This is a genomic window from Acidovorax sp. FW305-C-20-28, from assembly GCF_058783375.1.
Map to the genome: position 1 here is coordinate 40,292 of NZ_JBYSYM010000033.1, position 17,111 is coordinate 57,402.

16 protein-coding genes are annotated in these 17,111 nt (G+C 68.8%); 14 read left to right on the top strand and 2 right to left on the bottom strand.

The window, feature by feature from the left end:
• Window positions 1-31 precede the first annotated feature (31 nt).
• From AC3WOH_RS28390 to AC3WOH_RS28420, 7 genes are all read left to right on the top strand, one after another.
• A complete protein-coding gene (locus tag AC3WOH_RS28390; protein WP_492232657.1) occupies window positions 32-2,392 on the top strand; it encodes an HDOD domain-containing protein in 2,361 nt (786 codons plus the stop codon).
• A gap of 47 nt (window positions 2,393-2,439) precedes the next feature.
• Complete coding sequence (gene rodA / locus AC3WOH_RS28395; protein ID WP_492232658.1) at window positions 2,440-3,621, top strand: rod shape-determining protein RodA; 1,182 nt, start codon at window positions 2,440-2,442, stop codon at window positions 3,619-3,621.
• An 89-nt stretch (window positions 3,622-3,710) separates the two neighbouring features.
• Entirely contained in the window at window positions 3,711-4,046 is a 336-nt protein-coding gene (locus tag AC3WOH_RS28400) for a YegP family protein (RefSeq protein WP_492232659.1), read from the top strand.
• Between the two features lie 64 nt (window positions 4,047-4,110).
• The gene (tldD, locus tag AC3WOH_RS28405; protein ID WP_492232660.1) at window positions 4,111-5,595 is read left to right on the top strand and encodes a metalloprotease TldD; all 1,485 of its coding nucleotides are present in this window, start codon (window positions 4,111-4,113) and stop codon (window positions 5,593-5,595) included.
• A 317-nt stretch (window positions 5,596-5,912) separates the two neighbouring features.
• Window positions 5,913-6,449 (top strand): hypothetical protein, encoded by a 537-nt coding sequence (locus tag AC3WOH_RS28410; protein ID WP_492232661.1) that lies wholly within the window; start codon window positions 5,913-5,915, stop codon window positions 6,447-6,449.
• Window positions 6,450-6,757: 308 nt separating this feature from the next.
• The gene (locus tag AC3WOH_RS28415) at window positions 6,758-7,879 is read left to right on the top strand and encodes a 3-deoxy-7-phosphoheptulonate synthase (RefSeq protein ID WP_184857331.1); all 1,122 of its coding nucleotides are present in this window, start codon (window positions 6,758-6,760) and stop codon (window positions 7,877-7,879) included.
• Between the two features lie 90 nt (window positions 7,880-7,969).
• Window positions 7,970-8,281: a hypothetical protein gene (locus AC3WOH_RS28420; protein WP_492232662.1), complete on the top strand. Its 312-nt coding sequence runs from the start codon at window positions 7,970-7,972 to the stop codon at window positions 8,279-8,281.
• On the opposite strand, the gene mpl is transcribed toward AC3WOH_RS28420, so the two are convergent.
• On the bottom strand, window positions 8,282-9,706 hold the full coding sequence (gene mpl, locus AC3WOH_RS28425; protein ID WP_492232663.1) for a UDP-N-acetylmuramate:L-alanyl-gamma-D-glutamyl-meso-diaminopimelate ligase: 1,425 nt from the start codon (window positions 9,704-9,706) through the stop codon (window positions 8,282-8,284).
• 186 nt (window positions 9,707-9,892) lie between these two features.
• Here mpl and AC3WOH_RS28430 point away from each other — a divergent pair, with 186 nt between their 5' ends.
• The 7 genes from AC3WOH_RS28430 to AC3WOH_RS28460 all read left to right on the top strand — a co-directional run bounded on the left by AC3WOH_RS28430 (window position 9,893) and on the right by AC3WOH_RS28460 (window position 16,732).
• The gene (locus AC3WOH_RS28430; protein WP_184857337.1) at window positions 9,893-10,498 is read left to right on the top strand and encodes a hypothetical protein; all 606 of its coding nucleotides are present in this window, start codon (window positions 9,893-9,895) and stop codon (window positions 10,496-10,498) included.
• Entirely contained in the window at window positions 10,495-11,082 is a 588-nt protein-coding gene (locus tag AC3WOH_RS28435) for a TlpA family protein disulfide reductase (RefSeq protein ID WP_492232664.1), read from the top strand. Before AC3WOH_RS28430 ends, AC3WOH_RS28435 begins: the two co-directional genes overlap by 4 nt.
• Window positions 11,083-11,229: 147 nt before the next feature.
• The gene (gene accB / locus AC3WOH_RS28440) at window positions 11,230-11,685 is read left to right on the top strand and encodes an acetyl-CoA carboxylase biotin carboxyl carrier protein (protein WP_184857341.1); all 456 of its coding nucleotides are present in this window, start codon (window positions 11,230-11,232) and stop codon (window positions 11,683-11,685) included.
• A gap of 7 nt (window positions 11,686-11,692) precedes the next feature.
• The gene (gene accC, locus AC3WOH_RS28445) at window positions 11,693-13,042 is read left to right on the top strand and encodes an acetyl-CoA carboxylase biotin carboxylase subunit (RefSeq protein WP_492232665.1); all 1,350 of its coding nucleotides are present in this window, start codon (window positions 11,693-11,695) and stop codon (window positions 13,040-13,042) included.
• Window positions 13,043-13,121: 79 nt separating this feature from the next.
• Window positions 13,122-14,021: a 50S ribosomal protein L11 methyltransferase gene (gene prmA / locus AC3WOH_RS28450; protein ID WP_492232666.1), complete on the top strand. Its 900-nt coding sequence runs from the start codon at window positions 13,122-13,124 to the stop codon at window positions 14,019-14,021.
• A gap of 48 nt (window positions 14,022-14,069) precedes the next feature.
• Complete coding sequence (locus AC3WOH_RS28455) at window positions 14,070-15,785, top strand: zinc-ribbon and DUF3426 domain-containing protein (protein WP_492232667.1); 1,716 nt, start codon at window positions 14,070-14,072, stop codon at window positions 15,783-15,785.
• 50 nt (window positions 15,786-15,835) lie between these two features.
• The gene (locus AC3WOH_RS28460) at window positions 15,836-16,732 is read left to right on the top strand and encodes a carbohydrate kinase family protein (RefSeq protein ID WP_492232668.1); all 897 of its coding nucleotides are present in this window, start codon (window positions 15,836-15,838) and stop codon (window positions 16,730-16,732) included.
• Window positions 16,733-16,838: 106 nt separating this feature from the next.
• Here AC3WOH_RS28460 and AC3WOH_RS28465 read toward each other — a convergent pair.
• On the bottom strand, window positions 16,839-17,111 hold a 273-nt coding region (locus tag AC3WOH_RS28465), incomplete at its 5' end, for a histone (protein ID WP_492232669.1).

Sequence of the window (17,111 nt, forward strand, 5' to 3'; positions counted from 1 at the left end):
GCAGCACCACACCGCCCTGATTCGCCCGACCATGACCGATTTTGCCCCGCCTTCCCCCGCCCGCCGCTCTGCCTGGGTGGTCGGAGACCGGGTGCCTGCGCCGCAAGGACGGTTCGAGCTGCAGCAGGCGCTGGTGGCCAACGGGCTTTTCACCCAGTGGCGGGCGCTGGACCGGCGCGGCAAGCGGCCGGTCACCCTGCGGCAGTGGGCGGTGGCGCCGCCGCATGCGGCAGCGGCGCTCGAGCGTTGGCTGCAGGCCGCCGAGCAGGCCACCCGGCTGGGCCATGCCTTCCTCGTGCCGGTGCTGGAGGCCGACGTCCTCGCGCGCCAGCCCTACATCGTGCACGAGACGGCCCCGGGCCCGACGCTGGCCGAGCACCTGGCGCGCCAGGGCCGCTGCACGCCACACGATGCCGTGGCGCTGCTGGTGGATGTGCTCGATGCGCTGGAGGCCGTGCACGGGGCCGGCCTGGTGCATGGCCGGGTGGACCTGGAGCATGTCGCCATGGACCCGCAGCGCCACGCCCGCCTGCTGGGCCTGGGCTGGCATGCCCCGGCGTTCGGCGACGGGGACACCGAGGCCAGCGCGGCCGACGACCTGCGCTCGGCCGCCCAGGTGCTGGTGCATCTGCTCACCGGCAGCCCCTGGGTCGGGGCTGCCGAGGCGGGGCGCGCCTTGCCTGCGGTGCTCGTGGGCGCCCTGGACGAAGGCTTGCGCACCCTGCTGCAGCGCGCCCTGGGCCAGGACGGCGCGGCCCCGTTCTCCGGCGTGACCGAGCTGCGCGATGCCCTGCGCGCCTGGGCGGCGCCCGTGAGCGCGCCAACGGCCGCCAGCAATGCCACGCTCGACTTCCTGCTGCGGCGCATGCGCCACAAGAGCGATTTTCCGGCCCTGTCCGACTCGGTGACCCGCATCCAGCGCGTGGCGCATTCCGAGGACGACAGCATCAGCGACCTCACGCACGAGATCCTCAAGGACGTGGCGCTCACCCACAAGCTGCTGCGCCTGGTCAACAGCGTGCACTATGCCCATGCGGGGCGCGGAACCATCAGCACGGTCTCGCGCGCGGTCAGCCTGGTGGGCTTCAATGCCGTGCGCAACATGGCCCTGAGCCTGGTGCTGCTCGACCACATGCAGGACAAGGCCCATGCCGAGCAGATGCGCGAGGAGTTCCTGCGCTCCATGATGGCCGGCTCGGTGGCAGCCGAGCTGTGCGGGCCCGGGCAGGGCGCCGAGGAGGCCTTCATCGGCGCCATGTTCCAGAACCTGGGGCGCATGCTGTGCAGCTTCTACTTCCCCGAAGAGGCCGATCAGGTGCGCCGCCTGGTGGCCGCAGGCCGGCTCGAGGGTGGGGAAGAGGCCGCCGCCATGCAGGTGCTGGGCCTGGGTTTCGAGGACCTGGGCACCGGCGTGGCCCGTGTCTGGGGCTTGCCCGAGAGCCTGCAGCGCTGCATGCGCAAGCCCCTGGGTTCGCCCACGGCGCGCCCGCCCGAGCAGGGCCCGGAACGCCTGCGCTGGGTGGCGCTGGCCGCCAACGAGGTGGCCGACATGCTGCTGCACAGCGAGCCCGCCCGGCTCGAAGAGCGCCTGCAGGGCGTGGGCACCCGCTACAGCCGCACCCTGGCCCTGGCGCCCGCGGCCATTGGCGAGGCCACGCTGCGCGCGCGCCACAAGCTGGTGTCGCTGGCCGAAACCCTGGAGCTGCGGGTGCCGCCCGGCACGCCCGCCGCCCGTCTGCTGCAGTTGCCCCGGGTGAGCGAGGAGGGAGCGGCCGCCGCGCCGGACGACGCGCTCGCGCCCCATGAGCTGGGCGCGGGGGAGGCGCCGCCGCTGCCGGCGGTGCTGGCCTCGCAGGCCGGTGGCGGTGTCTCCGTGGCCCAGGTCAACGAGGTGCTGGCGGCGGGGGTGCAGGACGTCACCAACGCCATGGTGGACACCTTTGCCCTCAACGATGTGCTGCGCATGATCCTGGAGACCATGTTCCGGGCGCTGGGGTTTCGGCGCATGGTGTTCTGCCTGCGCGATGCCCGCACCGAGACACTGGTGGGCCGCTTTGGCCTGGGCGAGGGCAGCGAGGCCGCCGTGCGGGCGATGCGGGTGCCCCTCAAGGTACCCGGCGACCTGTTCGCCGCCGTCTGCCTGCGTGCCGCCGACACGCTGATCAACGATGCCACCGATCCGCGCATGCAGGCACGCCTGCCCGAGTGGTACCGCGACGGGCTCAACGCCCCGTCCTTCCTGCTGCTGCCCCTGCAGATCAAGGGCCAGACCTTCGCACTGATCTATGCCGACCAGTCGGTGGCCGGCGGCATCGTGGTGGACGACAAGGCCCTGGGCCTGCTGCGCACCCTGCGCAACCAGGCCGTGATGGCCTTCCGCCAGGCGGGTTGAGGTGCTTTTGCCGGCGGCCATGGCGGCCGGCCCCCGATAATCGGGGGATGGCCGCCGTTTTTGACAAGCCCTCCTTTGCCCAGCGCTTCCTCCCCCTGTTCCGGGGCTTCGACCTGCCGCTGGTGCTGATCATTCTGCTGCTCGCCAGTGCGGGCCTGCTGGCCATGTATTCCTCGGGCTACGACCATGGCACGCGCTTCATGGACCATGGGCGCAACATGCTGATCGCCTGTGCCATCCTGTTCGTGGTGGCCCAGGTGCCGCCCCAGAAGATCATGGTGTTCGCCGTGCCGCTGTACGCCGCGGGGGTGGCGCTGCTGATCGCGGTGGCGTTGTTCGGCATCACCAAGAAGGGCGCGCAGCGCTGGGTGAACCTGGGCATCGTCATCCAGCCCAGCGAAATCCTCAAGATCGCCATGCCGCTGATGCTGGCCTGGTGGTTCCAGAAGCGCGAGGGTGCTCTGCGGCCGCTCGATTTCGCGGCGGCCGGGCTGCTGCTGGCGATTCCGGTGGGCCTGATCATGAAGCAGCCCGACCTGGGCACCTCGCTGCTGGTGCTGGCGGCCGGCCTGTCGGTGATCTTCTTTGCCGGCCTGCCCTGGAAGCTGGTGCTGCCGCCGGTGCTGATCGGCGGCATCGGCATCGCCATCCTGGTGGTCATGGGCGACCCCTGGTGCGCCGACGGCGTGCGCTGGCCGGTGCTGCACGACTACCAGCAGCAGCGCATCTGCACCCTGCTGGACCCCACGCGCGACCCGCTGGGCAAGGGCTTTCACATCATCCAGGGCATGATCGCCATCGGCTCGGGCGGCATGTTCGGCAAGGGCTTCATGGCCGGCACCCAGACCCACCTGGAGTTCATTCCCGAGCGCACCACCGACTTCATCTTTGCCGCCTATTCCGAGGAGTTCGGCCTCGCGGGCAACCTGTTCCTGATCACCTGCTTCCTGCTGCTGGTCTGGCGCGGGCTGGCCATTGCCGTGGGCGCCACCAGCCTGTTCGGGCGCCTGATGGCGGGCGCCGTGTCCATGATCTTCTTCACCTATGCCTTCGTGAACATGGGCATGGTCAGCGGCATCCTGCCCGTGGTGGGGGTGCCGCTGCCCTTCGTGAGCTATGGCGGCACGGCCATGGTCACGCTGGGGCTGGCGCTGGGCATCCTGATGTCGGTGGCGCGCGCCCAGAGGGCCGACCCCAAGGACGCGCCGCCCGCCCTGCAGGCGGGCTGAGCGCGGGGTAGCTGCCATTGTCACGGCGCGCGCTTGGGGTTACAAATGCCGGACTACCGGCTTTTCGACAACCCCAGGGAGGTGCTTCCATGGCGTCCAAGTTCGAGCTCAAGAAGTCCAGGAACGACAAGTTCGTCTTCAACCTGCTGGCCGCCAATGGCCAGGTGATCCTCACCAGCGAGTTGTACGAATCCCGCGCCAGTGCCCTGAATGGCATCGAATCCGTGCGCAAGAACGCATCCGATGACGGCCGCTACGGCCGCCTGTGCGCCAAGGACGGCTCGCCCTACTTCACCCTCAAGGCCGGCAACGGCCAGGTCATCGGCCAGAGCCAGCGCTATTCGGGCGAGAAGGCGCGCGAGGCGGGGATCGAGTCGGTCAAGGCCAACGCCCCCGGTGCCGTGGCCGACGACCAGAGCGCCTGAACCCCGCCAGGGCCTTGTTGCCCCTGTGCCGGACGGGGCCTGCATGCGCGCCTAAAATGCCCGCATGACCTTCAGCTCCTCTACCGCCGCGCCGCAGCGTGCGTCCACCACCCAGCGCATCGACGTTGCCCGGCAACTGCTGCTGGCCCCCTTTGGCCTGGATGAGGGCCACCTGGCCCGTGCGCTGGCCGAGATCCGCACGCACCAGGTGGACGATGCGGACCTGTACTTCCAGTACACGCGCAGCGAAGGCTGGAGCCTGGAGGAGGGCATCGTCAAGACCGGTTCCTTCAGCATCGACCAGGGTGTGGGCGTGCGTGCCGTGAGCGGCGAGAAGACGGCATTTGCCTACTCCGACGACATCTCCGAGGCCTCGCTGCTCGATGCCGCGCGCACGGTGCGCACCATCGGCGCGGCCGCACAGGCGGGCCGCGTGAAGGTACCCGGCCAGAAGATCGCCACCAGCCGCAGCCTCTACCCCGGCGTGGACCCCATCGCCTCGCTGGACAGCACGGCCAAGGTGGCCTTGCTCGAACGCCTGGAAAAGCGCGCCCGCGCCAAGGACCCGCGCGTGGCCCAGGTCATGGCCGGCCTGGCCAGCGAATACGACGTGGTGCTGATCGCCCGGGCCGACGGCACGCTGGCGGCCGACGTGCGCCCGCTGGTGCGCCTGTCGGTCACGGTGATCGCCGAGCAGAACGGCCGCCGCGAAATGGGCTCGGCCGGCGGCGGTGGTCGCTTCGGCCTGGCCTACTTCGACGACGAGCAGATGGGCAAGTACGTGGACGAGGCCGTGCATGCCGCCCTGGTCAACCTGGAGTCGCGCCCGGCCCCCGCAGGCGAGATGACGGTGGTGCTCGGTTCGGGCTGGCCCGGCATCCTGCTGCACGAGGCCATCGGCCACGGGCTCGAAGGCGATTTCAACCGCAAGGGCTCGTCGGCCTTCAGCGGCCGGGTGGGCCAGCGCGTGGCGGCCAAGGGCGTCACCGTGCTGGACGACGGCACCATCGCCGACCGCCGCGGTTCGCTCAACGTCGACGACGAGGGCAATGCCAGCCAGCGCAATGTGCTGATCGAGGACGGCATCCTCAAGGGCTACATCCAGGATTCCATGAACGCACGCCTGATGGGCGTGGCGCCCACCGGCAACGGCCGGCGCGAGAGCTATGCTCACATCCCCATGCCGCGCATGACCAACACCTACATGCTGGGCGGCGACAAGGATCCAGAGGAGATCATCGCCAGCATCAAGAAGGGGCTGTATGCCTCCAACTTCGGTGGTGGCCAGGTGGACATCACCTCGGGCAAGTTCGTGTTCTCGGCCAGCGAAGCCTACTGGGTCGAGAACGGCAAGATCCAGTACCCCGTGAAGGGCGCGACCATCATCGGCAGCGGCCCCGAGTCGCTCAAGAAGGTGACCCTGATCGGCAACGACATGCGCCTCGATAGCGGCGTGGGCACCTGCGGCAAGGAAGGCCAGAGCGTGCCCGTGGGCGTGGGCCAGCCCACGCTGCGCATCGAAGGCCTGACGGTCGGCGGGACAGCTTAAGCACCCCCTGAGTCGCTTCGCGCCTTCACCCCTCTCTCGACTCGCTGCGCGAGTCGGGAGGGGGACGCCCCCAGCGCGGCGGGGCGGCCCTTGCGCGGGGGCGCTGGCCTGGGCCGCGCCGGTTCAGAGGCTTTGAACGATGCCTAGCGCAAGCGAAGGCGAGGCACCGGAGGTCTTACGGCCGCCTTGCCAATTGTTGCGTGGCTGCACCACCCCCGCCATCCATTGCCCGCAATTGGCCGGTCTTCACCCGCCAATTGGCGTGCCTGGGGCTTGCCCGTAGCCGCACAGGGCCTGGGCGGCGCACAATGCCATCCATGACGGCCACGCGCCCCAGTCTGCAGCACACCCTCCAGTCGTTTGGCGACATCAGCCGCTTTCTGCGCGAGAGCGTGGCCGATGAGGATTCGCGCCTGCTGCGCGACAGCCTGAGCGGGCTGTCCAACCACATCGACGAGGCGGTGCGCACGCGCCGCACCAGCACCGACACGGTGGCCATCACGCGCCGCGTGGTGGGTTTGTCGCACTGCGCGCGCGAGCACCAGCTGTTCCTCACCGGCCTGGGCTCGGCCTGGCATGCGCTCTACGAGTTCGGTGCCTACCAGCGCGCCCTGCGGGAATTGCGCCAGGCCATCACCGCCTGGCAGCAGGCGCTGGAGCAGCGCCACACGCGCGAAAGCGCCTGCTTCGACCAGTTCGAGCTGCTCGCCTGGCGCACGCTGGGCGAGGCCTTGCTGCTGGTGGACATGTACGAGCACCAGAGCGAGCCGGTGAGCGAACTGCCCAGCGAGCCGCCGCCCCCGCGCTCGGCCTTGCAGCGCGCGGCTGCCTGGCTGCGCCGTCTGCGCAGCTGATTTTTCGGCTGCGCTTTTCGGCCCCGCTGCCGCCCCTGGATCGCCTGGCAGACCGCTGTGGCGTTGCAACTTCGCAACGCACGGGGGTTGTTGCAATGCGGCAAGACTGTGCTACATTGATTGCCATGCAAGTTCGCAGCGCGTTTTATTTTTGGTTTTTTATCTCAGTCCCCGGCGGATGAGAGGCGAACGCGCAAGCACACACAACCTCCCCATACCAACCGCCGACGCTGCAAAGCCCGGCGGTTTTTGTTTTTCTGCCCTCCCTTTTTCCATCCATCCACTTTGCAGCCCACGAGGAAGACAACATGACGGCCCATTCCAACCCCACCAGCGATGCCTGGTACCGCAGCGTCGAGAAAACCAGCCAGACCGACGACGAACGTATCAAGGACATCACCGTGTTGCCCCCTCCCGAACACCTGATCCGCTTTTTCCCCATCAGCGGCACGCCGGTGGAATCGCTGATCACCCAGACCCGCAAGAACATCCACAACATCATGGCCGGCGAGGACGATCGCCTGCTGGTGGTCATCGGCCCCTGCTCCATCCACGACCCGGTGGCCGCGCTCGAGTACGCGCGCCGCCTCAAGGTGGCGCGCGAGCAGTACAAGGACACGCTGGAGATCGTGATGCGCGTGTACTTCGAGAAGCCCCGCACCACGGTGGGCTGGAAGGGCCTGATCAACGACCCCTACCTCGATGAGACCTACCGCATCGACGAAGGCCTGCGCATCGCGCGCCAGCTGCTGATCGACATCAACCGCCTGGGCATGCCCGCGGGCAGCGAGTTCCTGGACGTGATCTCGCCCCAGTACATCGGCGATTTGATCTCCTGGGGCGCCATCGGCGCGCGCACCACCGAAAGCCAGGTGCACCGCGAACTGGCCTCGGGCCTGTCGGCCCCCATCGGCTTCAAGAACGGCACGGACGGCAACATCCGCATCGCCACCGACGCCATCCAGTCGGCCAGCCGCGGCCACCACTTCCTGTCGGTGCACAAGAACGGCCAGGTCGCCATCGTCAACACCAATGGCAACAAGGACTGCCACGTCATCCTGCGCGGTGGCAAGGCCCCCAATTACGACGCCGACAGCGTGGCCGCGGCCTGCAAGGACCTCGAAGCCGCCAAGCTGCCCGCCACGCTGATGGTGGACTGCAGCCATGCCAACAGCAGCAAGCAGCACCAAAAGCAGATGGACGTGGCGCGCGACGTGGCCGGCCAGATCGCCGGTGGTTCGCGCAGCGTGTTCGGCCTGATGATCGAAAGCCACCTGTCGGCCGGCGCCCAGAAGTTCACGCCCGGCAAGGACGATGCCTCGGCACTGGCCTACGGCCTGAGCATCACCGATGCCTGCCTGGGCTGGGACGATTCGCTGCAGTCGCTGGCCGACCTGTCGGCCGCCGTGCAGGCCCGCCGTTCGCGCTGAGGGCGTGTTTTAGCTGCTGCGTGTAAGCTCCTGGCATGGCCTCTGGCGGTCGCCGGGGGCTTGCATCCTGCAGAAAAAGAAAGGCACCCCATGCACAGCGAAGTCTCCGTCCGTCTGGCGGGCAACCAGGAATTCCGCTTCGATCTCGCAAGCGCCGAGCCTATGGCCCATGAGGAAGGGCGCCGCTGGCTCGACGAGCAGTTCACCCGCCTGGACTGCGAGCCCCTGCGTGCCAGCGGCAAGGTGCTGCTGGCCGACAAGGTGCTCGTTGTGGCCCAGGCTGCGGGCAGCCCGCTGATGGGCGACGTGCAGTGGTCGCGCGATTTCGCGCGCGCCGCCAGTGCGGCGCTGGCCCGGCCGGTCGTTCGGGTCGATGTCCCCGCAATGGCTGTAACCTTCTAATTACGACCGCGCCAGCGCCTGCAGCAGGCGCGCATGCACGCCGCCGAAGCCGCCGTTGCTCATGCACACGATGTGGTCGCCGGGGCGTGCCGCGGCGCTGACCTGGGCCACCAGGGTGTCGATGTCGGGGGCGGTCTGGGCGCGCTGGCCCGGGCCGACGCCCAGGGGGGCGAGGGCTTCGGGGGCATCCCAGTCCAGCCCGGCCGTGTGGCAAAAGGCCAGGTCAGCCGACTCCAGTGCCCAGGGCAGCTGGCTTTTCATGGCGCCCAGCTTCATGGTGTTGCTGCGCGGCTCGAACACCGCGAGGATGCGCGCGCCGGCCGGCAGGGTGCGGCGCAGGCCATCGAGCGTGGTGCGCAGCGCGGTCGGGTGGTGGGCGAAATCGTCGTACACGGCCACGCCGTTGACCGTGCCGCGCAGTTCCATGCGGCGCTTGACGTTCTGAAAGCTCCCCAGCGCCCGTGCCGCCTGCTCGGGCGCCACGCCCACGTGCTGGGCGGCGGCGATGGCGGCCAGCGCATTGAGCTGGTTGTGCACGCCGGTCAGCGCCCACTCCACGCGCGCCACGGCGCGGCCCTGGTGCAGCACATCGAAGGCCTGGGGCTCGCCCAGGGCCGCAAAATCACCCACGGCCGCGCCGAAGCTGCTCACGCTGCTCCAGCAGCCGGCATGCAGCACGCGCGCCAGGCTTTCCTCCAGCCCGTTGACCACCACGCGGCCCGAAGGCGGCACGGTGCGCACCAGGTGGTGGAATTGGCGCTCGATCGCGGCCAGATCGTCGAAGATGTCGGCGTGATCGAACTCCAGGTTGTTGAGCACGGCCGTGCGGGGGCGGTAGTGCACGAACTTGCTGCGCTTGTCGAAAAAGGCCGTGTCGTACTCGTCGGCCTCGATCACGAACAGCGGGCTCGCGCCCAGGGGGCCGTCGGCCGCATGCGGCCGGGCGGCGGCGCCCAGGCGGGCCGAGAGACCGAAGTTCAGTGGCACGCCACCGATCAGGAAACCGGGCTGCTGGCCTGCGCTCTCCAGGATCCAGGCCAGCATCGAGGTGGTGGTGGTCTTGCCGTGCGTGCCGGCCACGGCCAGCACATGGCGGCCCTGCAGCACCTGCTCGGCCAGCCACTGGGGGCCGCTGGTATAGGGGGCGCCCGCATCGAGGATGGCTTCCATCAAGGGGTACTTGGGGCTCCCGTCGGGCAGGCGCGCCCGGCTGACCACATTGCCGACCACGAACACATCGGGCGCAAGGTCCAGCTGGTCCGTGCCATAGCCCTCGATCAGCTCGATGCCCAGGGCGCGCAACTGGTCGCTCATGGGCGGGTAGACGCCCGCGTCGCAGCCGGTGACCCGGTGGCCCGCTTCGCGGGCCAAGGCAGCCAGGCCGCCCATGAAGGTGCCGCAGATGCCCAGTATGTGAATATGCATGGGCGATGATTCTAAGGTTCCCGGTCTGCAGGTCTGCGTTGGCAGTCCGGTGCATTGGATTGCTATTGTTTGAATAGCGTGGTGTGCAAATGGCCCTGTGCTCTGCCATGCTGTGGGGGAATGCAGGCCACACCGCGCACGCGTTCGCGCCACAATGGAGTTCCCATTGCCTGCCCGGTGTGTGCCATGACCTCCGACCTCAGTGCCGAAATCGCCCAAGCCACCGCCCGCATCGTCGTCGAGGAAGGGATGGAGTGGGGCCCCGCCAAGCGCCGCGCCGTGCGCGACATGGGCCTGTCCGCCCGCACGCCGCTGCCCGGCAATGACGAGGTGGAGGATGCCGTGCGCGAGTACATCGCGCTCTTCTGCGCCGACACCCAGCCGCGCGAACTGCGCGCCCTGCGCCAGCTGGCGCTGGTGTGGATGGAGCGCATGGCGGCCTTCCGGCCCCACCTGGCAGGCGCGGTCTGGCACGGCACGGCCACGCGCCTGTCGGATATTTACCTGCAATTGTTCTGCGATGACTCCAAGTCGGCCGAAATTGCGCTCATCGACCACCATGTGGACTATGAGCCGCGCACGGTCACGGGATTCCATGGCGAGTCGGTCGAGGCCCTGAGCCTGGGCAGCAAGTCGCCTGAACTCAATGAGATGATCGGCGTCCACCTGCTGGTGTATGACCTGGATGACCTGCGTGGGGCCTTGAAACCCGATTCCAAGGGGCGCACGCCCCGCGGCGACATCACGGCCGTGCGCCGCCTGCTCCAAGACACGGAAACCCCTGCTCCATGAATTCGCCTTCGTCCGAGACCTCCCCGCCTGCATCCCCCTCCGCAGCGTCTGCGCCCCCGGATGCGGCACGCCGCCGCTGGCTGTATGCCGGTGTGGCGGGGGCAGCCGCCGTGGCGGGGGCGGGGGTGGCCTGGTGGAAATTCCAGCCGCATGCGATGGAAAGCGAGGCCGAGAAGGCCCTGTGGGCCATGGAGTTCGAAACCCCGGAGGGCGCGGCACTGCCCTTGAAGCCCTACCTGGGCAAGCCGCTGCTCATCAACTTCTGGGCTACCTGGTGTGCCCCGTGTGTGGAAGAGCTGCCCATGCTCAATGCCTTCTACCGTGAACAGGCGCCCAAAGGCTGGCAGGTGGTGGCACTGGCCATCGATCAGCCGTCTTCTGTGCGCAAGTTCCTGGCCAAGCTGCCGCTCGCCTTCCCGGTCGGGCTGGCGGGCATGCAGGGCACGGACCTGGGGCGCTCGCTGGGAAACCTCACGGGGGGCCTGCCCTTTACCGTGGTCCTGGGCGGGGAGGGGCGGGTGCTGCACCGTAAAATGGGCCAGGTCACGGCGCAGGATCTGCAGCAGTGGGCGGCCCTGCGCTGAGCCGCACCGCACGCAATGCCCTGTTGATCCGCCATTTGTGCTGATGTCGGCACTCCGGCGTTCATCAAAATTGTGCTTCAAAGACGGAAATAGGGCGAAATTGGAGTAAATTCGCGCCCTGTTCAGTTTTTAGCCGTTGGAGCTTTCATGGATCTGCGAAAACTCAAGACCCTCATCGACCTCGTGTCCGAGTCGAATGTGTCCGAACTCGAAATCACGGAAGCCGAGGGCAAGGTCCGTATCGTCAAGAGCGGCGGTGCCGTGGTCCAGCAGTATGTCCCCGCGCCCGTGCAGCAGGCCCCGGCTCCGGCCCAGGCCGCCGCGGCCCCCGTGGCCGAGCTGCCAGCCCCCGCACCCGCCGTGCCGGCAGGCCATACCGTCAAGTCGCCCATGGTCGGTACCTTCTACCGCTCGTCCAGCCCCGGCGCCAAGCCCTTCGTCGAGATCGGCAGCCAGGTCAAGGAAGGCGAGACCATCTGCATCATCGAGGCCATGAAGATCCTCAACGAGATCGAGGCCGACAAGTCCGGCACGGTGACCCGCATCCTGGGCGAGAACGGCCAGGCCGTGGAATACGGACAACCGCTGTTCGTGATCGAATAAGGTTCGCATGTTCAAGAAGATTCTTGTTGCCAACCGGGGTGAGATCGCCCTGCGGATCCAGCGCGCCTGCCATGAGCTGGGCGTGAAGGCCGTGATGGTCTACTCCGAGGCCGACCGCGACGCCAAGTACGTCAAGCTGGCCGAAGAGGCGGTGTGCATCGGCCCCGCGCCCTCGCCGCTGTCCTACCTCAACATGCCGGCCATCATCTCGGCCGCCGAAGTCACCGATGCCGAGGCCATCCACCCCGGTTACGGCTTCCTGTCCGAGAACGCCGACTTCGCCGAGCGCGTGGAAAAGAGCGGCTTCCAGTTCATCGGCCCCACGCCCGAGTCGATCCGCATCATGGGCGACAAGGTGTCGGCCAAGCAGGCCATGATCCGCGCGGGCGTGCCCTGCGTGCCCGGCTCCGAGGGCGAGCTGCCCGAAGACCCGGTGCAGATCCGCCGCATCGCCAAGGCCGTCGGCTACCCCGTGATCATCAAGGCCGCAGGCGGCGGCGGTGGCCGCGGCATGCGCGTGGTGCACACCGAGGCGGCCCTGGTCAATGCCGTGCAGATGACCAAGGCCGAAGCCGGCGCCGCGTTCGGCAATCCGGCGGTGTACATGGAGAAGTTCCTCCAGAACCCGCGCCACATCGAGATCCAGATCCTCGCCGACAAGCACCGCAACGCCGTCTACCTGGGCGAGCGCGATTGCTCCATGCAGCGCCGCCACCAGAAGGTGATCGAGGAAGCACCGGCCCCGGGCATCCCGCGCAAGCTGATCGAGAAGATCGGCGAGCGCTGTGTCGCCGCCTGCAAGAAGATCGGCTACCGCGGCGCGGGCACCTTCGAGTTCCTGTACGAAAACGGCGAGTTTTACTTCATCGAGATGAACACCCGCGTGCAGGTGGAGCACCCCGTGACCGAATGGATCACGGGCGTGGACATCGTGAAGACGCAGATCATGGTGGCGGCCGGCGAGAAGCTGCCCTTCACCCAGCGCCAGATCGAGATCCGCGGCCATGCCATCGAGTGCCGGGTGAATGCGGAAGACCCCTACAAGTTCACCCCGTCGCCAGGGCGCATCACGACCTGGCACCCGCCAGGCGGCCCGGGCGTGCGCGTGGACTCGCATGCCTACACCAACTACTTCGTGCCGCCCAACTACGACTCGATGATCGGCAAGATCATCGTGCACGGCGATACGCGCGAACAGGCGCTGGCGCGCATGCGCACGGCGCTGTCGGAGACGGTGATCGAAGGCATCAACACCAATGTGCCGCTGCACCGCGAGCTCATGGTGGACGCCAAGTTCATGGCCGGCGGCACCAACATCCACTACCTGGAAGAGTGGCTGTCGCACCATAAGCGCTAGGCCATTTCCGTGGTTTGATTTGCATGCTGGCCCTTGGCAACGGGGGCCGGCATTTCATTTTTTCTGAGAGGCCTTTGCCATGTTCGAGCTGATTCTGATGTGCCCCGAGGACCGGATCGAGTCGGTCAGCGACGCGCTGGATGCGCTGGACGCACTCAGCGTCTCGGTCGAGGACGCCGATGCCCAGACCGATGCCGAGCAGGCCCTGTTCGGCGAGCCCGGCATGCCGCCGCCCAAGGACGGCTGGCAGCGCAGCCGCGTGGTGGCCCTCTTCCCCACGCGCGAGGCCGCGGCCGAGGCACAGCAGCTGCTGTCGGTGCAGGACTTCTTCGAGGGCTGCCAGGTGCTGGGCCTGGCCGAGGTGGCCGAGCAGGACTGGGTGCGGCTCACGCAGTCGCAGTTCGCGCCCGTGGACATCACGCCCGACTTCTGGATCGTGCCCACCTGGCACGAGCTGCCGGCCCAGGCCGTGCGCAGCATCCGTCTGGACCCGGGCCTGGCCTTCGGCACCGGCACCCACCCCACCACGCGCATGTGCCTGCGCTGGATCGCCCGCAAGGGCGCAGCCGGTGAGGGTGCTGCCGCGTTCGGCCGCGTGCTCGACTACGGCTGCGGCTCGGGCATCCTGGCCATCGGCACCGCCAAGTTCGGCGCCACCGACATCGATGCAGTGGACATCGACACGGCCGCCGTGGAATCCACGGCCCTGAACGCCGAGGCCAATGGCGTGCAGCTGCGCGCCGGCCTGCCCGACAAGGCCAGCGGCCAGTACCAGACCGTGCTCGCCAACATCCTGGCCACGCCGCTGCGCGTGCTCGCGCCTCTGCTGTGCAACCATGTGGCGCCCGGCGGCCATCTGGTGCTGGCGGGCATCCTCGCGCGCCAGGCCGACGAGCTCAAGGAGGCCTATGCCCCCTGGGTGCAACTGGAGGTGGCGGACTCGGAGGACGGCTGGATCCTCATGACCGCGTCGCGCTGAGGCGCGCGCTGCCATGCGGTGCATGCCGCCCCCTACAATCGACTGCAGATGAGCCAGATCACACGCTGCCCGGCCTGCGCGACCCAGTTCAAGGTGGTCGCCGACCAGTTGCGCATTTCCGAGGGCTGGGTGCGTTGCGGGCAGTGCAAGGAGGTGTTCGACGCGGCCGCGCACCTGGTGGCGGCGCCACCCCCGCCGATGCTGCCCGATGTGTCGCTCACCGACACGCGTCCGCCGCCCGCGATCGTGGCGCGGCCCGCCGAAGAGCGTGGCGCCTGGGGGGTGTTCGACGCGCCCGCGCCCCGGCCCGCATCCCAGCCGCCGGCGCCTGTCCCGGCACCCGTGCCGGCCATGTCTCCACCCGTGCCGGCCGCCCCGGTGCAGGGCGCGGCCAGCGAGGCGTTCGAGATTCCCGCCCCCACGGTTCCGGCCTTCCTGTCGGCCACGCGTGCGCCCTCCGCGGCGCTCGGCGCCGATGAGCTGAGCCTGGAGCCCCTGCAGACCTTTGGCTGGCGTGCACCGCCACTGGCTCCCCTGGCACCGCTCGCGCCATTGGCACCCGTGGCCCCTTTGACCCCCTTGGAGCCGCCGGCGCCTGCGACACCGATCGCGGCGCCCGCTGCCACCACGGCCTTCGTGCCCCCGCCGCCGCGCGAGGAGAGCCGTGTGCTGCCCGGCCTGGCGGCCTCGCTGCTGGCCGACCTGGCCCCGGTGGCGAGCCCGGCGCCATCCCGGCTGGTGGTGGACCCGGCGGCCGAGGGTTTGGCGCTGCCTGCCGGCTACGAGCTTCCCGTGGCGGACTTTTCCGACCCGCTGCCCCAGGTCGATGGCGGGCGACCGGACGACGACGGCCCGGACACGGAGATCATGTCCCTGCCCGCAGACCTGGGCGACGAGGACGCCTATCCCGCCCTGGATCTACCGGCCCTCCCGACGCCGCGGCGCGAGCCCCTGGTGCCGCAGGGGGATGATGACGACCATGATGACGGTGTGCCGCTGTTCGGCCATGTGTCCGTGGAGCCCGAGCCGGCGCCTCCGCGCACGCCGGTGGCCTACGAATCCTCCGCCAGCGGGTTTTCGGATTCCGTGACCCCGTTCCCCCCCGATGCGGACCTCGAACTGATGCCCGATCCGGTCTTTCCGGCATCGGCTCCGGCGCTGGCCCGGGTGGATGCTGCGCGTGGGGCCGCGTCCGCGCAGGGCCTGGACGCCGACGAGGACGAGCTGCCGGCCGGCCCGTCCGAGGCCGATGAAGTGAGCTTCGTGCGGGCGGCGCGGCGCAAGGCCTTCTGGCGCAGGCCGCTGGTGCGCACCGTGTTGTCGCTGGTGTTCGTGCTGTTGCTCGGTGTGCTGGCCCTGCAGGTCGCCGTGCACGAGCGCAACCGCATTGCCGCGATCGAGAGCCGAACCCGCCCCTGGCTGCTGCAACTGTGCGCCCACCTGGGCTGCACGCTGGCACCCCAGCGCCAGATTGCCGACCTGGTGATCGACAGCTCGTCCTTCAACAAGGCGCGTGGCGATGGCTACCTGCTGGCATTGACGGTCAAGAGCCGTGCCGACATACCGCTGGAAATGCCGGCGGTGGAACTGACCCTCACCGATGCGCAGGACCAGCCGGTGCTGCGGCGCGTGCTGCTGCCTGCCGACCTCGCCGCGCCTGCCGAGCTGGCGGCGCGCGGCGAGTGGAGCACCTCGGTCTCGGTGGTGGTGACCTCGGGCGCCTCGCGCGTGTCGGGCTACCGGGTCATGACCTTCTATCCCTGATCCTGCCGGATCGGGGTCTCTCTTTCCAATCCTCTACCTTCTTCCTACCTATGGCTGCCCTCATCTGCGGATCCCTGGCATTCGACACCATCATGACCTTCGAGGGGCGCTTTGCCGAGCAGATCCTGCCCGAGCAGCTGCACATCCTCAACGTGTCTTTCCTCGTGCCCTCGCTGCGCCGCGACTTCGGCGGCTGCGCCGGCAACATCGCCTACAGCCTGAAGCTGCTGGGCGGTGAGCCGCTGCCCATGGCGATGCTGGGCAGCGATGGCGCGGAGTACCTGCAGCGCCTGGACAGCCTGGGCATCAGCCAGCGCTTCGTGGGCCAGGTGCAGGATGTGCACACCGCGCAGGCCATGATCATGACCGACCGCGACAACAACCAGATCACGGCCTTCCACCCCGGCGCCATGATGCAGGCCCATGCCAACCGCATCGACTCCGGCGAGGGCATCCGCCTGGCCATCATCGCGCCCGATGGCCGCGACGCCATGATCGAGCACGCAGCCCAGCTGGTTGCGGCCGGCGTGCCTTTCGTCTTCGATCCGGGCCAGGGCCTGCCCATGTTCAACGGGGCTGAGCTGTCGCGCTTCATCGAGCAGGCCACCTGGGTCACCGTCAATGACTACGAGGGCAAGATGCTCAGCGAGCGCACGGGCTGGAGCCTGGCCGAGATCTCGCAGCGCGTGGACGGCCTGGTCGTGACGCTGGGCGGCGAGGGCTGCGAAGTGTGGGTGAAGGGCGAGAAGACGCTGGTGCCCGCTGTGGTGCCGGCTGCGGTGGTGGACCCCACGGGCTGTGGCGATGCCTGGCGCGGTGCGCTGCTCTTCGGCCTGGAGCGTGGCTGGTCGCTGGTGCAGTGCGCCGAACTGGGCAACCGCGTCGGTGCGCTCAAGATCGCGCAGCGCGGCCCGCAAAGCTACACGCTCGACTTCACGCCGGCCTGAGCGGGCTGGTGCGCCTGCGGACAAGGCGCTGCGCGGCGCCTGCCGTCCGGGCATAAAAAAACCCGGTGCCGAGGCACCGGGTTGAGCGTGAAGCACGTAACGCGAATTACGGCTTGGTGCCCGTGGGGAAAGGCCATGCTGCCTGAGGGTTCAGCGTGGTCTGCGCTGCGGGGGCTGCAGGAGCAGCGGCCGCAGGGGCAGGGGCCTTGGGAGCCTTCTTGGCTGCAGCCTTCTTGGCAGGAGCGGCCTTCTTGGCGGGTGCTGCTGCCTTCTTGGCGGGAGCGGCCTTCTTGGCTGGTGCTGCAGCCTTCTTGGCAGGAGCGGCCTTCTTGGCGGGTGCTGCTGCCTTCTTGGCGGGAGCGGCCTTCTTGGCTGGTGC

What these genes read in the sequence shown, in the direction of transcription:
- AC3WOH_RS28390 (WP_492232657.1), top strand. Translation starts at nt 32, where the DNA reads ATGACCGATTTTGCCCCGCCTTCCCCCGCCCGCCGCTCTGCCTGGGTG.
- rodA (WP_492232658.1), top strand. Translation starts at nt 2,440, where the DNA reads ATGGCCGCCGTTTTTGACAAGCCCTCCTTTGCCCAGCGCTTCCTCCCC.
- AC3WOH_RS28400 (WP_492232659.1), top strand. Translation starts at nt 3,711, where the DNA reads ATGGCGTCCAAGTTCGAGCTCAAGAAGTCCAGGAACGACAAGTTCGTC.
- tldD (WP_492232660.1), top strand. Translation starts at nt 4,111, where the DNA reads ATGACCTTCAGCTCCTCTACCGCCGCGCCGCAGCGTGCGTCCACCACC.
- AC3WOH_RS28410 (WP_492232661.1), top strand. Translation starts at nt 5,913, where the DNA reads ATGACGGCCACGCGCCCCAGTCTGCAGCACACCCTCCAGTCGTTTGGC.
- AC3WOH_RS28415 (WP_184857331.1), top strand. Translation starts at nt 6,758, where the DNA reads ATGACGGCCCATTCCAACCCCACCAGCGATGCCTGGTACCGCAGCGTC.
- AC3WOH_RS28420 (WP_492232662.1), top strand. Translation starts at nt 7,970, where the DNA reads ATGCACAGCGAAGTCTCCGTCCGTCTGGCGGGCAACCAGGAATTCCGC.
- mpl (WP_492232663.1), bottom strand. Translation starts at nt 9,706, where the DNA reads ATGCATATTCACATACTGGGCATCTGCGGCACCTTCATGGGCGGCCTG.
- AC3WOH_RS28430 (WP_184857337.1), top strand. Translation starts at nt 9,893, where the DNA reads ATGACCTCCGACCTCAGTGCCGAAATCGCCCAAGCCACCGCCCGCATC.
- AC3WOH_RS28435 (WP_492232664.1), top strand. Translation starts at nt 10,495, where the DNA reads ATGAATTCGCCTTCGTCCGAGACCTCCCCGCCTGCATCCCCCTCCGCA.
- accB (WP_184857341.1), top strand. Translation starts at nt 11,230, where the DNA reads ATGGATCTGCGAAAACTCAAGACCCTCATCGACCTCGTGTCCGAGTCG.
- accC (WP_492232665.1), top strand. Translation starts at nt 11,693, where the DNA reads ATGTTCAAGAAGATTCTTGTTGCCAACCGGGGTGAGATCGCCCTGCGG.
- prmA (WP_492232666.1), top strand. Translation starts at nt 13,122, where the DNA reads ATGTTCGAGCTGATTCTGATGTGCCCCGAGGACCGGATCGAGTCGGTC.
- AC3WOH_RS28455 (WP_492232667.1), top strand. Translation starts at nt 14,070, where the DNA reads ATGAGCCAGATCACACGCTGCCCGGCCTGCGCGACCCAGTTCAAGGTG.
- AC3WOH_RS28460 (WP_492232668.1), top strand. Translation starts at nt 15,836, where the DNA reads ATGGCTGCCCTCATCTGCGGATCCCTGGCATTCGACACCATCATGACC.